13 protein-coding genes are annotated in these 14405 nt (G+C 58.5%); 2 read left to right on the top strand and 11 right to left on the bottom strand.

What is annotated here, in order from left to right:
• Positions 1 to 59 precede the first annotated feature (59 nt).
• The 9 genes from Q4T40_08430 to Q4T40_08390 form a co-directional block, all read right to left on the bottom strand.
• On the bottom strand, positions 60 to 650 hold the full coding sequence (locus Q4T40_08430; protein ID MDT8901260.1) for an RNA methyltransferase: 591 nt from the start codon (positions 648 to 650) through the stop codon (positions 60 to 62).
• 1 nt (position 651) lies between these two features.
• Complete coding sequence (gene trmD / locus Q4T40_08425; GenBank protein MDT8901259.1) at positions 652 to 1395, bottom strand: tRNA (guanosine(37)-N1)-methyltransferase TrmD; 744 nt, start codon at positions 1393 to 1395, stop codon at positions 652 to 654.
• 1 nt (position 1396) lies between these two features.
• Entirely contained in the window at positions 1397 to 1900 is a 504-nt protein-coding gene (gene rimM, locus Q4T40_08420; protein ID MDT8901258.1) for a ribosome maturation factor RimM, read from the bottom strand.
• A 2-nt stretch (positions 1901 to 1902) separates the two neighbouring features.
• Positions 1903 to 2310 (bottom strand): YlqD family protein, encoded by a 408-nt coding sequence (locus Q4T40_08415; protein MDT8901257.1) that lies wholly within the window; start codon positions 2308 to 2310, stop codon positions 1903 to 1905.
• Positions 2311 to 2326: 16 nt separating this feature from the next.
• Positions 2327 to 2554: a KH domain-containing protein gene (locus Q4T40_08410; protein MDT8901256.1), complete on the bottom strand. Its 228-nt coding sequence runs from the start codon at positions 2552 to 2554 to the stop codon at positions 2327 to 2329.
• A 6-nt stretch (positions 2555 to 2560) separates the two neighbouring features.
• On the bottom strand, positions 2561 to 2842 hold the full coding sequence (gene rpsP, locus Q4T40_08405) for a 30S ribosomal protein S16 (GenBank protein ID MDT8901255.1): 282 nt from the start codon (positions 2840 to 2842) through the stop codon (positions 2561 to 2563).
• 43 nt (positions 2843 to 2885) lie between these two features.
• On the bottom strand, positions 2886 to 4232 hold the full coding sequence (gene ffh / locus Q4T40_08400; protein MDT8901254.1) for a signal recognition particle protein: 1347 nt from the start codon (positions 4230 to 4232) through the stop codon (positions 2886 to 2888).
• 13 nt (positions 4233 to 4245) lie between these two features.
• Positions 4246 to 4593, bottom strand: a complete 348-nt coding sequence (locus tag Q4T40_08395; GenBank protein MDT8901253.1) for a YlxM family DNA-binding protein — start codon at positions 4591 to 4593, stop codon at positions 4246 to 4248.
• A gap of 140 nt (positions 4594 to 4733) precedes the next feature.
• Positions 4734 to 6719, bottom strand: coding sequence for an ATP-dependent endonuclease (locus Q4T40_08390; protein MDT8901252.1), 1986 nt, complete (start codon positions 6717 to 6719; stop codon positions 4734 to 4736).
• A 414-nt stretch (positions 6720 to 7133) separates the two neighbouring features.
• On the opposite strand from Q4T40_08390, the gene Q4T40_08385 reads away from it, so the two are divergent.
• Both Q4T40_08385 and fliB read left to right on the top strand, forming a co-directional pair.
• Positions 7134 to 8348, top strand: coding sequence for an HDOD domain-containing protein (locus Q4T40_08385; protein MDT8901251.1), 1215 nt, complete (start codon positions 7134 to 7136; stop codon positions 8346 to 8348).
• Between the two features lie 264 nt (positions 8349 to 8612).
• Entirely contained in the window at positions 8613 to 9554 is a 942-nt protein-coding gene (gene fliB / locus Q4T40_08380) for a flagellin lysine-N-methylase (GenBank protein ID MDT8901250.1), read from the top strand.
• Positions 9555 to 9755: 201 nt separating this feature from the next.
• Here the strand turns inward: fliB and ftsY are convergent, their stop codons facing one another.
• Positions 9756 to 10673: a signal recognition particle-docking protein FtsY gene (gene ftsY, locus Q4T40_08375; protein MDT8901249.1), complete on the bottom strand. Its 918-nt coding sequence runs from the start codon at positions 10671 to 10673 to the stop codon at positions 9756 to 9758.
• Positions 10674 to 10679: 6 nt separating this feature from the next.
• On the bottom strand, positions 10680 to 14237 hold the full coding sequence (gene smc, locus Q4T40_08370) for a chromosome segregation protein SMC (protein MDT8901248.1): 3558 nt from the start codon (positions 14235 to 14237) through the stop codon (positions 10680 to 10682).
• Between the last annotated feature and the right edge of the window lie 168 nt (positions 14238 to 14405).

Here is a 14405-nt window from a genome sequence, read left to right as displayed (position 1 = left end):
AGCGGACCGTCCGTTTTACACAGATGGATTATAACATATGTTTACCGAAATGACAACATTTATTCCCTGTGGCCGCCTTTATCCCACCAGGCGGCGCCCAGCAGGCGGTCGAGGATGATGGCGACCGCCGCCCTGACGGGAAGATGGTTGTACTCTCCCCGGCCCCAGATGGGTTCGAGGATATGGTCGAAGCCGGCCATCACTTCCTTGTCGATGCCCCAGCCGGTGCCGAACAGCAGCAGGCACGGCCGGTCGCTCTCTTCGAGGCGGGAGCGGAGCTCGGCGTAGCCGACGGTGTTGGCGTAGCGGCGGGCGTCGGTGGTAACGACGACGGGGGTTTGGCCGGTTTCGGCGGCGATTGTCGCGACGGCGGCAGGGATGTCGGGAACGATGGCCAACACCGACAGGGCTTCGCGCCGGTCGGGGTTGTATTCGCCGCCGTAGCCTTCCCGCCAGTAGGCGAGGATGTCCCGCGCCAGTTCGGCCTGGCTGTCGTGGGGATGGATGACGAAGTAGCGGGCGAGATCGTAGGTGCGCGCCGTGCGGGCGATGTCGTGGATGTCGAAGTTGGTGATGGCGGTGGCGATCGTTTCGCCGTTTTTGTTATAGATGGGGTAATGGACGAGGCCGATGTAGACGGGGGCGGCCATATCAGCCTCCCTCCCGTTCGGCGAGAATTTCCCTGAGCAAAACGGCGTCAAGGCCTTCAAGCTCGATTTTGTCGAGCAGGTCGGGGCGGACGGCTAAAGTCCGCCTGAGCGATTCCTTGCGGCGCCAGCGGGCGATTTTGGCGTGATCGCCCGAGACGAGGATCTCGGGGACCTCCCAGCCGCGAAATTCGCGGGGCCGCGTGTACTGCGGGTATTCGAGGAGGCCGGCGGCAAAGGAGTCGTGTTCGGCGGCGTCAGCGGCGCCAAGCACACCGGGAATCAGGCGGGCGACGGCGTCGGTGACGACCATGGCCGGCAGCTCGCCGCCGGTGAGGACATAGTCGCCGATCGAGACGGCTTCGTCGACGAGGTGCTCCTTGACCCGTTCGTCGACGCCTTCGTAGTGGCCGCAGACGAGGACGAGGTGGTCGTAGCCGGCCAGTTCGCGCACCTTGGCCTGGTCAAGACGGTTGCCGCCCGGACAGAGAAGGATAACGCGCCGGCGGCCGGCAGGCTCGCCGGTGAGGCTCTCTACGGCCAGAAATAGCGGGTCAGGCTTCATGACCATGCCCGAGCCGCCGCCGAAGGGGGTGTCGTCGACGATGCGGTGCTTGCCCTCCGCGAAGTCGCGGGGGTTGACGACGCCGATGCTCAGGAGGCCGGCGTCGCAGGCCCTTTTTATGATGCTGTGGCCGAGGGGGCCGTCAAACATTTCGGGGAAGAGCGAGACTATGTCGATGCGCATGTCAATCCCATTCTTCCTGCAATCTTACTGTCATCCGTCCGCCGGGTACGTCGATCTCGCGAACGACGTCCTTGAGGGCGGGGATGAGCAGCGGCTTTTTGCCTTCCTGCTCGGCGATGTAGACGTCGTTCGATCCGGTGGAGATGACGTCGGTAACGGTGCCGAGGCAGGCGCCGGTTTCGTCGTAGACTTTGAGGCCGACGATGTCGAAGATGTAGTAGTGGCCTTCAGGCAGCTTGACGAGTTCCTCGCGGTTTACCACGAGGAGCTTGCCGCGCAGGTTATCGACGGCGTCGCGGTCGTCAAGGCCGCGGAACTTCAGGATGACGAATTGCTTATGGAATTTGGCGCTTTCGACGGCAAGGACGCGGCCGTCCTCCAGCCTGACTTCTTTCATGGTGAGGAAGCGGTCGGGGAAATCGGTCAGCGGGATAACACGAACGTCACCCCGCACGCCGTGCGGGGCAACTGCCTTGCCTATCGTTATGAGTTTCGCGTCAGTCATGGCTAGGAGCGGAAAGCGATGATCTTGCCGTCTTCGAGCAAAATCTCGGCGCCCATTATTTCATGCAGATTGTCGCCGACGCTGACCGTGACCGATCTTTCCATGGTGCCCTGAACGACTTCCGAGCCGATTTCGAGCGCCGCCGTTTCCTTGAGCTTCTCGGTCATGTGGGTCTTGAATTCGACCCGCTTGGCTTTCTCGGCGTCGATCTGCTGACGCAGGGCGGTGAGGCCCTGGGCGTCCACCTTGGCCTGCTCGGTCATGACGCGCTTGGCATGGAATTCGATCTGCTGCAGCTCCATGTCGGCTTTGCGGATGGCGTCCTGGATCTCGGCCGCCATCTGGGCCTTGAGCTGCTCGGTGACTTTGGCCTTGACGGCCACCGGGCATTTCAAAGTCATGCTTTCCATTTTTTTCAGCACCTTTTCAGATGATTTCCACCATGACCCGCTGGTTTTCACGGGTGGCCGCGGCTTTGACGACGGTGCGCAGCGCTTTGGCGATGCGGCCCTGCTTGCCGATGACCTTGCCCATGTCCTCCGGCGCGACCCTGATCTCGTAGACGGTGACGCCCTTGTCTTCATTGGCCGTGACGCTGACCTGGCCGGGGTTTTTAACGAGGGATTTGGCGATAACTTCTATCAGTTCTTTCATTAGTTATCACGCTTCTTTCTTGGTGCGCTTGACTTCATCCCACTTTTTCATGATACCGGCCTGACCGAAAAGGTCTTTAACGGTGTCGGTGGGTTGCGCGCCTTTCTGCAGCCACTCGATGGCCTTTTCCTCATCGATTTTGATGATGGCCGGCTCGGTAGTGGAGTCGTAGTGGCCGAGGGCTTCGATGAACCTGCCGTCGCGCGGGGAACGGGCGTCGGCAACGACTACGCGGTAGAAGGGGCTTTTCTTGGCGCCCATGCGTTTGAGTCGGATTTTAACCGCCATGTTACAATTCACCTCCTTTATAAAATAACCAATATGCGGGGTTTTATCGCATGAAAGGCAGCTTGAAACCGCCTTTTTTGCCGCTTTTCTGGTGCTGCTGGAGCTGCTTCATCATCTTGCGGGCGTCGACGAACTGCTTCAGGAGGCGGTTGACGTCCTGGACGCGGGTGCCGCTGCCGGCGGCGATGCGCTTACGGCGGCTGCCGTTGATGATGTTGGGGTCGCGGCGCTCTTTCCGGGTCATCGAGCGGATGATGGCTTCGACCTGCTTGAGCTGCTTTTCGTCGAGTTCGGCGCCCTGGAGCTTTTTGGTGAGGCCGCCCATCCCGGGGATCATGCCGAGGATCTGGTCGAGGGAGCCGAGCTTGCGGACCTGCTGGAGCTGGTCGAGGAAGTCGTCGAGGGTGAATTCCTCTTTGCGGAGCTTCTTCTCAAGCGCCTGGGCCTTGTCGAAGTCGATGGCCTGCTCGGCTTTTTCGATGAGGCTGAGGACGTCGCCCATGCCGAGGATGCGGGAGGCCATGCGGTCGGGATGGAAGGGCTCGAGGGCTTCGAGCTTTTCGCCCATGCCGGCGAACTTGATCGGGCAGCCGGTGACGGCCTTGACGGACAGGGCCGCGCCGCCGCGGGCGTCGCCGTCGAGTTTGGTGAGGATGACGCCGTCGAGGCCGAGGTCGTTGTTGAAGCTTTCGGCGACGGTGACGGCGTCCTGGCCGGTCATGGCGTCGACGACGAGGAGGATTTCGTGGGGCCGGACGGTCTGTTTGACAGATTTGAGCTCGTCCATGAGCTCGGCGTTGATGTGGAGACGGCCGGCGGTGTCGATGATGACGATGTCGTTGGCGTAGGCCTGGGCGTGTTCGATGGCCTTTTTGGCGATGACGACCGGCTTTTCCTTGTCGCCGAGGGTGAAGACGGGGATTTCGAGTTTTTCGCCCAGCACTTCGAGCTGCTTGATGGCCGCCGGGCGGTAGATGTCGGCCGCGACGAGCAGGGGGCGCTTGTTCTGCTTTTTGAGCAGAAGGGCTAGCTTGCCGGCGGTGGTCGTCTTGCCGGCGCCCTGGAGGCCGACGAGCATGACGACGGTGGGCGGCTTGGGCGAGATGGCGATGCGGCTCATGGTGCCGCCCATGAGGGCGGTGAGCTCGTCGTTGACGATCTTGACGACCTGCTGGGCGGGGGTGAGGCTTTCGAGGACTTCGTGGCCGATGGCCCGTTCCTTGACCTTGGCGACAAAGTCTTTTACGACCTTGAAGTTGACGTCGGCCTCCAATAAGGCCATGCGCACCTCGCGGAGGGCGTCATTGACGTCGGATTCGGACAGTTTGCCCCGGCCCCTGAGTTTTTTGAACGTTTGCTGGAGTTTATCGGCCAAGCCTTCGAATACCATAAGGGGCCTCCTTTCAGCGGTCGGTAAGTTGGCGGAGAAGTTCGAGCGCCTGATCGGTCTCGGGCAGGCGGCGGGTTTCCGCCGGCAGGGCCTCAAGGCAGGCGCGGACTTTGGCGATGGTTTCCCGGTCGCGGCGCTGACGTTCGACGAGGCCGAGCTTTTCCTCGTATTCGACGAGAAGCTGCTCGCCGCGGCGGAGGATGTCGTGGACGGCCTGGCGGGAGACCCGGAATTCCTCGGCGATCTCGGCGAGCGAGTCGTCGCCGAGGTAGTGCATTTCGATGCAGCGCTGCTGCTTGTCGGTAAGCAGCGCGCCGTAGAAGTCGTACAGTTCTGCTATCCTGAGTACCTTATCGAGCATTTGCTTTTCCCTCGCTGACAAGGTCAATACCTTTACACCTGCTAAGTATAGAGGAAAAAAGGGCGGCTGTCAAGTGCCAGGGGTTGACAGGAAAAGTTAAACTAGCACACTCTGGCATTTATATTACCACTCTAAATATCCTAGGCTGTCGGGGCGACAATTTTGGCAACGATTCTATCTACTACATTTTCCAGTGTATTGCTTGTGCGTCTCTTCTCTCTGGCCAGTTTTATAATTTTTGCTACTATATGTGGATTCTTAAGAGCATGTTTACGTTTTGGAATACAAAGATCATCTTGACACTCTTTTAGTAATTCCTCGAAAAGAACATTACCGACCTCTTCTTGCAAAATGCTCTCCAGATCAATTTCAAAACAGGTATAATGACCTCCAACTAATGTAAAAGGCCATTCCTCTACTCTCGCATTCATTAATCTGAGTAATCGCTTGTTATCTTCTGGATTAGCATTTTTTCCGCCCTTGTCACCATCCCAAATCACATATACCGGAATACCGAGTTCATGAAAAATCGTAGCCGGTCTATCAATATTCGTCTTTCCTCCACATGGTATCACAGCGACTCCCATACTTTCAAAAATATGTCCCTTAGATTGTGCAATTCCTAATATAGCTGCCCTATCATCTTCACCCTCAACCAAAACTACAACGTTAGCAAAGAAACCTTCGTTCATCCAAGGTGTCATTATGGCCTGAAGCCTTGGCTGTAGTGTTTTCCCAGTATATTTCGGACCAACGCAACCGTCAGCTTCCCAAATCTTTTTTGCAACACTATCTAAAGATGTACTGATAATTTTTGTAATTTTGGGCATCCCTGAATTATCAACTTTTCTTAATAACCTTACCTGATTTATCCGGTCTATTCCAACGAAAAGTGGGGAATGAGTTCCATAAATAACTTGTGTCTTTTCAGCAACTCCTGGCGTCATGCCACTTGCAAGTTTAAGTAAGATATCCGCGAAGTACCTCTGTCTACTAGGGTGTTGATAAAGCTCAGGTTCTTCAATTCCAAGCACGAGGTTTGGTAAAGAAGGCTTAAATGCAGGCTTCTCTCCCCAATCATCACCATCGGTTGTTTTTTGCATATGCTCAGTAGCTGTTTGCGCTAACACAAGATGTTGTAACATTGTTAGAATGAAAGCTCTTTGAAGACCATGCCCGGTACGAGCGACATCCGAAGAGTAACCATCTTCAACAAGCCTAATATCTGCCTGTGGCATTGGAATAGAGATTTCCTGTAACGGCAGCCATTTTAAATCAACCTCGGCATCTGGAACGAAAGTTTGTAACGTTTTTGTCATATTCACTGATAAAGTCGATAACTCCGTTAACTTAGTAGGGTCCATTAACTCCTCGTACTTTTTCTGTGTTTCTTCTTTTAGGTTTTTAACGGTGTCCTTATTGGCAATTATACTTCGTACCACAAGATCCATTAATCCCGTCAATACCGAACCGCGCCCCTCCGCCGCATCATCAGATGCATTACGTACTGCTGGAATGAATAGAAACTTTGTAAACTTCCCCAGATATCCTTGTCCAACACCTCTAAAACCAAAAAATTGGCCATCGTCCCTTTGGCGGTTACACTTAGCTAAATTGAAGCCCTCCCATGTTCTCAAGGTTGTTTCTACGACGGCTAATGTAGTCCACGCGGGTAGAGTAGAATACTCAGGCTTGTTGCGAAGAGCATTATAGGCTTCTTTAGCTGTTACTCCACGGTCTTTAATTTGCAAACCTTCTCTTACTCCTTGAAATTCCGGGTTCATGAGTATAGAACCGTGATATTTCGCTGTGGTTTTTCCGCTATCCCACGAAAATACTCGTTCAACCGTGAGCGTATCTCCCTGCATATATTTTGAAAACTTTTCCTGCGCCTCATCGCTCAAATTCTTAAAAGTTACCGCTACAGTAATGTCCCTTGTAACGTCTTTATTGTAATAATCACCCATATCTATCTTGGGCGTTGGACTATAGAATATTTCCAGTGCTCGAAGAAAAGATGATTTCCCCGCTCCATTCACTCCGACAAGTGCTGTAAGATCATCGCATAGCAGCATTTCAGCTAGGATTGAACGAAAGTTTGTTACACGAATACTTTCGATAATCATATTCTCTTCCCGCCTTTTGCTAATGATTATTATCGGCACCTTTCTACATTTTCCTATAATTTCCTCCACAGATTACAGTGTACTAGCGCGATTTGAATAAAAATCATTTGCCTTCTCCCCATCCCTTCCCTGAATAGCCGGAGCTGTTCAGAAGTGTCCAGATGCTAGGCGGCTCCGAGGACGCTCGCGAAGACAGTACACGGGACGTACGGCGAGCGAGCGCCCGGAGGACCAACAACGCAGATGGGCGCTTATGTGCGGCTCCATTGAAACCGAGAGGCAAACTCGCAGATGGGCGCTTATTGGCTCCCTTGTGATTGCCATCTATCTTTAAGCTGATGACAAAAACAACGGTTTCCATTTATACTAATAGTAAATATTGGGTGAAACCGGCTATCATGGAGGAAGCGAACCGTGAACGTATTTATCGCCCGCCAGCCGATTTTCGATGTGAACGAAAAAGTCGTCGCTTACGAGCTTTTGTTCCGCGGCGCGGACCAGGACAGCTACAACGCGGCCGACGGGGACCAGGCGACGCGGGATGTTATCGTCAATTCGCTGCTGGTTTTCGGTCTCGACCGGCTGACGGGCCATAAGCGGGCATTCGTCAATTTTACCGAGAATATGCTGAAAAGCGAGGTCACCGCTTCCATTCCCAAGGAGCTTGTGACGGTGGAAGTGCTGGAGAACATTTTCCCGGACCGCGATGTTGTCGCGGTGTGCGAAAATCTGAAAAAGTCCGGCTACCAACTGGCGCTGGACGATTTTATTTTCCGGCCGGCGTATCGGCCGCTGCTGAGCCTGGCGGACGTGGTCAAGGTGGATTTCCGCCAGACTGTCGGTATCGACCGTCTGCGGGTGATCAACAAGGTGTCCCAGCCGGATGTCGTTTTTCTGGCGGAAAAGGTGGAGACGCGCAAAGAGTTTCTCGAAGCGCGTAAATTCGGCTATTCGCTTTTCCAAGGCTATTTTTTCAGCCGGCCGGAGATACTGTCGCGCCGGGATATTCCCGGACGCGGGGCGCATTATCTGCATATCATCAACGAGGTGAACGGCCCGGATCTCGATTTCGGCAAACTAGAGTCGGTCGTCAGCCGCGACGTGGCGTTTTCGTATAAGCTGCTGAAGTTCATTAATTCGGGCTTTTTCAACTTCTCCGGAGAGATCAAGTCGATAAGGCAGGCGCTCGTTTTGCTGGGGCAAAAGGAGATTGTGCGCTGGGTGACGCTGCTGGCTCTGCGGGAGTATGACCAGGACAGGCCGGAGGAGATAATCAAGGCTTCGGTGGTCAGGGCCAGGTTCGGGGAGCTGCTGGCGGCGAAGACTTGCCTGGACCCCAGCTGCAGCGATGTTTTCTTCCTGGGGATGTTTTCGCTGATCGACGCGCTGACGGGCTGCCCGCTGGAGGAGATGCTGGCGGAGTTGCCGCTCTCGGCGGCGATAAAAAATGCGCTCCTCGACGTCGGCGAAAAGAACTGCCTCCATTACCTGTACCAGTGCATTCTGGCGTACGAGCGCGGCGAATGGGCGCGCATCCCGGCGCTGCTGGCGATGCTGGGGATAGACGAGCGGGATGTCCCGACGGCGTATGTGAGCGCCGTCGAGTGGGCGGATTCGCTGGTGTATTGAGCGCAAAGCTCGCGAAATGGAGGAATTGAAGAGCGCGTCACAGAATTAAAACTCCCGGAGAAATCCGGGGTTTTATTATTTCCCGCTCCCCTCTCCCCTATCTAATAGCCTTGAACTGCCGGGACCGTTCAGAAGTGCCCAGATGCAAGGCGCACCGGAAAAGCGCGCCGCGCCGCGTACTCGCATGTACGCAAGCAAGCGCTTTGAGGAGCAACGCCGCAGATGGGCGCTTATGGGCGGTCCCAACGAAAGGATAAAACGCCAATGTATATTTATCTCGATATCGTACCCCACTTCACCTGCGCCTGCTGCGGCCGGTGCTGCCGCAACGACTGGCTGGTGACGGTGGACGAGGCGGGGTATGAGCGCAATCGGGCGTTTTTCGCGCAATCGGGCCGCGCCGGCGAGTTCGCGGCGGCGTTCCGGCCGCTGGCGGGGCGCAGGGCCGCGGGCGAGTTCGCGGCGATCAATAAGCGAGCGGACGGCGGGTGCTGGTTTTTGCGAAAAGACAATTTGTGCCTGCTGCATCGCGAGGCGGGACACGAGCACCTGGACGAGGTGTGCCGCCTTTTCCCCCGTTACCCGATTCGGACGGCGCGGGGCGTGGAGGTGACGCTGAGCTTTAGTTGCCCGGAGGTAGTGCGGCTGGCTGCGCGAACGGAGCCTTTAGAGGTGGTCCGCGCTGAGGAGCCGCCGACGAATATAGAGGCGGACAGTTTCACGGCCGAGGTTTTTCCCCGCCAACAGCCCCAGGACAGCGTGCTGGGCTTTTATTTCGAGCTTGAGCGGCATTTCATCGATATCATGCAGTGCCGCGGCCTTACTGTGGCGCAAAGGCTTGATTTCCTGGCGGCGACGGCGGCCGCGCTGGACTCCCTGCCCCGTTCGCCGGACACAGGCCGCGCGGTGGACCGGCTGATCCGGGGGAATTACGACCGCCTTGACGAGGCCGAGGGATCGGGCTGTGCGGGGCCGGGGCCGTCGGCTATCCTGCTGGAGCATTTTTTCGTGAATCTGATTTTCAAGAAGGTGTTTTACCTCCACGGGCTGGCGGGAGCGACGCGGCTGCTGGGCGCGCTTGGGCGGCGGCTGGCGGCGGCGGCCCGAACGGACAACTTAGAGCGCGTAAAGGCGGCGGTGATGGCGGCGGAATTCGAGTACTGCCACAACCGCGTGGCGCTGCAGAGGATCGTGGCGGGGAAGTGAATTGAAGCTATTGCGTGCATATGAATATAGGCTATACAAACACAAAACACCGGATATTCTCCGGTGTTTTTTTCCGTGCTAATGCGCCGCGACCGTTCAGAAGTGTCCAGATGCAAGGCGCACCGGAAAAGCGCGCTGCGCCGCGTACTCGTATGTACGCAAGCAAGCGCTTTGAGGAGCAACGCCGCAGATGGGCGCTTATCAACGGTCGCCAAAGAGTGCGGCCGCAAAGTCGGATGCGACAAAAGGCCGCAAATCCTCCATCTTCTCCCCCACCCCGATCCATTTGACCGGCACGCCTAGCTCGCTCTTGACGGCGACGATGACGCCGCCTTTGGCGGTGCCGTCGAGTTTGGTGAGGACGAGGCCGCTGATTTCGACGGCTTCTTTGAAGAGGCGGGCCTGGCTGAGGGCGTTCTGGCCGGTGGTGGCGTCGAGGACGAGGAGGACTTCGTGGGGGGCGCCGGGGAGCTCGCGGGCGATGACGCGGTGGACTTTCTTGAGTTCTTCCATGAGGTTGGATTTGGTGTGGAGGCGGCCGGCGGTGTCGACGATGAGGAGGTCGGTGCTCCTGGCTTTGGCGGCCTGGACGGCGTCGAAAGCGACGGCGGCGGGGTCGGAGCCTTCTTTGTGGCGGATGACTTCGGCGCCGATGCGGCTGCCCCAGATTTCGAGCTGTTCGCTGGCGGCGGCGCGGAAGGTGTCGCCGGCGGCGAGGAGGACGCGGCGGCCCTGTTCGCGGTAGTAGTGGCCGAGTTTGGCGATGGTGGTGGTTTTGCCGACGCCGTTGACGCCGACGACCATGATTACGGTGGGACCGGTTTCGGCTTCGCGGGGGGCACCCTCCCCTTCCGCCAGGATGGCGGCGATACGGGTTTTGAGGAAGGGTACGAGGTCGTCTGGGCCGTTTATTTGTTTGGCTTTGATGCCGGATTTGATGTCGGCGAGGAGGGCGGCGACGGTTTTGACGCCGACGTCGGCGGCAAGGAGGATGGCTTCGAGGTCGTCGAGGAATTCGTCGTCGATGGTGGCGTAGCCGCTGACGAGTTGTTCGACTTTTTCGGTGAAGCCTTTGCGGGTTTTTGTGAGGCCTTCTTTAAGGCGGTCGAAGAAGCCCATGGTGTGTTAACCTGCCTTGTCCATGAATTTGACGGAGATGAGTTTGGAGACGCCCGATTCTTCCATGGTGACGCCGTGCATGACGTCGGCGGCTTCCATGGTGCCTTTGCGGTGGGTGACGACGATGAATTGGGTGCTGCGGGCGTAGTCCTGGAGGAATTCGCTGAAGCGCTGGACGTTGGCTTCGTCGAGGGCGGCGTCGATTTCGTCGAGAACGCAGAAGGGCGTGGGGCGGTACGACAGGAAGGAGAACAGGAGGGCGATGACGGTGAGAGCCCGCTCGCCGCCGGAGAGGAGGGCGAGGTTCTGCTGTTTTTTGCCGGGCGGCTGGACGACGATTTCGATGCCGGTGCCGAGGATGTCGTCGGGGTTTGCCAGGAGGAGCTGGGCCCGGCCGCCGCCGAAGAGGCGGACGAAGAGTTCGCCGAAGTGTTCGTTGATTTTGGCGAAGGCGGCTTTGAATTGTTTGGCCATGGTGGCGTCGATGTCTTTGAGGATGGTGAGGAGGTAGTCTTTGGCGGCGGTGAGGTCGTCGTACTGGGTGCGGAGGAATTGGTAGCGTTCCTGGATGCGGGCGTATTCTTCGATGGCCGCGGGGTTGACGGGCCCGAGGGCCTCTATGGCTGCGGCGAGTTCGTCGACGCGGGCGGCGAGGGCTTCGGGGTCGTCGGGCCGGAAGACGGCCTGAGCCTGTTCGCGGTCGAGGGAGTAGTGGTCGCGGAGCTGTTCGGTGCAGTTGGTGACTTCGTAGCCGTGCTTGGCTGCGAGGAGGTCGAGCTCGTGGAGGCGGGCCTGGCTGGCGTTTTGGCGGCGGCGCAGGTCCTTGACCTCGCGTTCGAGTTTTTGCTGTTTGGCGAGGACGCCAAGCTTGTCCTTGAGGACGGCGTCGCGGTTTTTTTCATGGTCGGCCTTTTGGGCGGCAAGGGTTTCCTTGGCCTGGACGATGCCGGCGAGTTCGGTCTCGGCGCGGGCGATCTCCTGCCCTATCCGGTCGATGTCGCCGCGCAGGGAGTCGATCTGCCTGACGAGGCGGCTTTCGGCTTGTTTATATTGTTCGCAGTTGGCGGCAATTGCATTTACTTCCTGCTCAAGGGCGGAGAGTTTTATTTTGCTGTCGGTGAGGGAGCCGGCGAGGGCATCGCGGTCGGCCTGGAGTTTTTTGAGGTCTTCCTGCCAGCCGGCGATGAGGCGCTTGTGCTCGTTGTCGCGTTCTTCCATGACGGCGATGGCGGCGGCGACGTCGGCCATTTTACCGGCGATGGCGGCGGCTTCGGCGCGGCTGGCGGCAAGTTCGGCGTCGATGGTGGCGAGGGCGAGGTCGAGGCGTTTGATTTCCTGGCCGGTTTTTTCGGCGTGTACGGTGAGTTCGGCCTGGCGGACTTCGAGGGTGCGGCGGCGGCTGTGGGCGCCGGCGATTTTTTCGTCGAGGGCGGCAAGGTCGGCCTGGAGCTGGGCGGTCTGCCGGCGGCGGGCCGCGAGGTCGGTTTCGCGGGTTGCCATGGTTTCGCGAAGGGTGGCGATTTCGCCGCTGCGGCCGAGGAAGCTGGCTTCGCGCCGGCCGGTGCTGCCGCCGGTGATGCTGCCGCCGGGGCTCACAAGCTGGCCGTCGAGGGTGACTATTTTGACGCCGAAGGCGGCGCCGCGCGCTATGCGGAGGGCGGCGTCGATGTCGGCGGCGACGACGGTGCGGGCGAGAAGGTAGTCGATGATGGGCCTAAAGCGCGGTTCGCATTCGACGAGGCCGGCGGCGAAGCCGAGCGCGCCGTGGGCGTGAGCGGCGGCGATTTCGGCGTCGCGGGGGCGGGCGGGTTTGATGGTGTTGAGGGGCAGGAAGGTGGCCCGGCCGAGGTTGTGGTTTTTGAGGTGTTCGACGGCGGCTTTGGCGGTGTCGTCGCTGGCGACGATGATGTGCTGGAGGGCGCCGCCGAGGGCGGTTTCGATGGCGATGACGTGGGCGCCTTCGACGGCGATGATTTCGGCGACGGCGCCGTGGACGCCCTGGCGCCAGGGGCGGTCGCTTTTGAGGACGCTTTTGGGTCCGCGGCCGAAGCCTTCGTATTCTTCCTGCATGTCGCTGAGGACTTTGAGGCGCGAGGCGAGCTGGCCGATTTCGCCGGCGAGGCGGGTTTCGGCGGCTTTATTTTCGGCGAGGGCGGCGTCCTGCTGGCGTTTGCGGTCCTGGAGGCCGGCGACGGTGGTGTCGGTGGCGGCGAGGTCCTGGTCGAGGGCTTGTTTTTCCCACTGGACGCTGCCGAGCGATTGGGTGGTTTCCTGGAACTGGCCGGCGAAGGTTTCCCGTTCTTTTATGAGCTGCCCTTCGCGCTGGTTTTGGTTTTCCTGGTCGCGCTCAAGGGTGCGGAGGGCGTTTTTCTGGGTGACGAGTTCCTGGAGGTGGCCGAAGGTTTCGTCTTTGGCGGCGTCGATTTTGGCTTCGACGGCGGCGATGGCGGCGGCGGCCTGAGTGAGGGCCTGGTCCTGGCCGGCGAGGGCGGCGCGGAGTTCTTCGGCCTGGGCGTTCTTGCGGGCGTGGCCGGCCTGCCACTCTTCGAGGCGGGCACGGTTTTCCCGCTTTTCTTGTTCGAGGCGGTCGATGTCCTGGATTACCCGGTCGCGGCTCTTTTGCTCCTGGCCGATGCGTTCGTTGAGGACGGCGGTTTTGCCGTCGAGACGCTCGATTTCGGTGGCGGCCTGAGTGAGGGCGGCTTCGGCGTCGCGCAGGTTTTCGTCGAGCTCGGCGAGGCGGTCGATGAATTTTTCTTTGTCGGTTTCGGCGACGGTAAGTCTGGTGGTGACGGCGATGTCTTCGTCGGTGAGGGCGGCCTGCTCGAGGGTGACGGATTCGAGGTTCTTTTCGGCTTGGGTGAGCTTGTGGAGGAGCAGGGTGACCTGGCAGGAGGTTTGCTCGGCGGCGAGGTCGTTGTAGCGGGCGGTGCGTTCGGCGCTTTCGGCCATGGGGCCGAGCTGGGTTTCGATTTCGGCGGTGATGTCGAGGACGCGGGTGAGGTTCTGCTCGGTGTCCTCAAGTTTGCGCAGGGCTTCTTTTTTGCGGTTCTTGTATTTGACGATGCCGGCGGCTTCCTCGAATAGCAGGCGCCGTTCCTCGGGCTTGCTGTTGAGGACTTCGTCGATCTTGTTCTGGCTGATGACGGTCATGGATTCGCGGCTGAGGCCGGCCTCGAGGAGCAGGTCGTGGATGTCTTTGAGGCGGCAGGGGGCTTTGTTGATGTAGTATTCCCCGTCGCCGGAACGGAAGACGCGGCGGGTGATGGTGACTTCGCTGAATTCCAAGGGCAGGAGGCCGTCGGTGTTGTCGAAGACGAGGGATACTTCGGCAACCCCCAGCGGCCGCCGTTTGGCGCTGCCGGAGAAGATGACGTCCTCCATTTTGTTGCCGCGGAGGTTGCGGATGTTCTGTTCGCCGAGGACCCAGCGGACGGCGTCGGAGATGTTGCTTTTGCCGCTGCCGTTGGGGCCGACGATGGCGGTGATGCCGGACTTGAATTCCATTTCGGTTTTTTCGGCGAACGATTTGAAGCCGTAGGCTTCGAGTTTGCGGAGCAGCAAGTCCAAAACCACCCTCACTACAAGATGTAGTATGTAATCAAGTTTTTACCACTTCTTATGGTATATACGACATATTATCGAAAAACCCTGTTCGGTGACAGGGCCATATGGGCGAACGGCATAAATAAAGAGAGGCTCATCCGGTGATGAACCTCTCATTATCATCCC

The organism is Selenomonadales bacterium 4137-cl (assembly GCA_032334055.1).
GTDB lineage: Bacteria > Bacillota > Negativicutes > Sporomusales > UBA7701 > Anaeroselena > Anaeroselena agilis.
The sequence above is the reverse complement of the archived record's forward strand: the minus strand, read 5'-3'. Positions and strand labels throughout refer to the sequence as shown.

What these genes read in the sequence shown, in the direction of transcription:
- rimM (MDT8901258.1), bottom strand. Translation starts at nt 1,900, where the DNA reads ATGACTGACGCGAAACTCATAACGATAGGCAAGGCAGTTGCCCCGCAC.
- fliB (MDT8901250.1), top strand. Translation starts at nt 8,613, where the DNA reads ATGTATATTTATCTCGATATCGTACCCCACTTCACCTGCGCCTGCTGC.
- ffh (MDT8901254.1), bottom strand. Translation starts at nt 4,232, where the DNA reads ATGGTATTCGAAGGCTTGGCCGATAAACTCCAGCAAACGTTCAAAAAA.
- Q4T40_08430 (MDT8901260.1), bottom strand. Translation starts at nt 650, where the DNA reads ATGGCCGCCCCCGTCTACATCGGCCTCGTCCATTACCCCATCTATAAC.
- rpsP (MDT8901255.1), bottom strand. Translation starts at nt 2,842, where the DNA reads ATGGCGGTTAAAATCCGACTCAAACGCATGGGCGCCAAGAAAAGCCCC.
- Q4T40_08415 (MDT8901257.1), bottom strand. Translation starts at nt 2,310, where the DNA reads ATGGAAAGCATGACTTTGAAATGCCCGGTGGCCGTCAAGGCCAAAGTC.
- Q4T40_08390 (MDT8901252.1), bottom strand. Translation starts at nt 6,719, where the DNA reads ATGATTATCGAAAGTATTCGTGTAACAAACTTTCGTTCAATCCTAGCT.
- ftsY (MDT8901249.1), bottom strand. Translation starts at nt 10,673, where the DNA reads ATGGGCTTCTTCGACCGCCTTAAAGAAGGCCTCACAAAAACCCGCAAA.
- trmD (MDT8901259.1), bottom strand. Translation starts at nt 1,395, where the DNA reads ATGCGCATCGACATAGTCTCGCTCTTCCCCGAAATGTTTGACGGCCCC.
- Q4T40_08410 (MDT8901256.1), bottom strand. Translation starts at nt 2,554, where the DNA reads ATGAAAGAACTGATAGAAGTTATCGCCAAATCCCTCGTTAAAAACCCC.
- Q4T40_08395 (MDT8901253.1), bottom strand. Translation starts at nt 4,593, where the DNA reads ATGCTCGATAAGGTACTCAGGATAGCAGAACTGTACGACTTCTACGGC.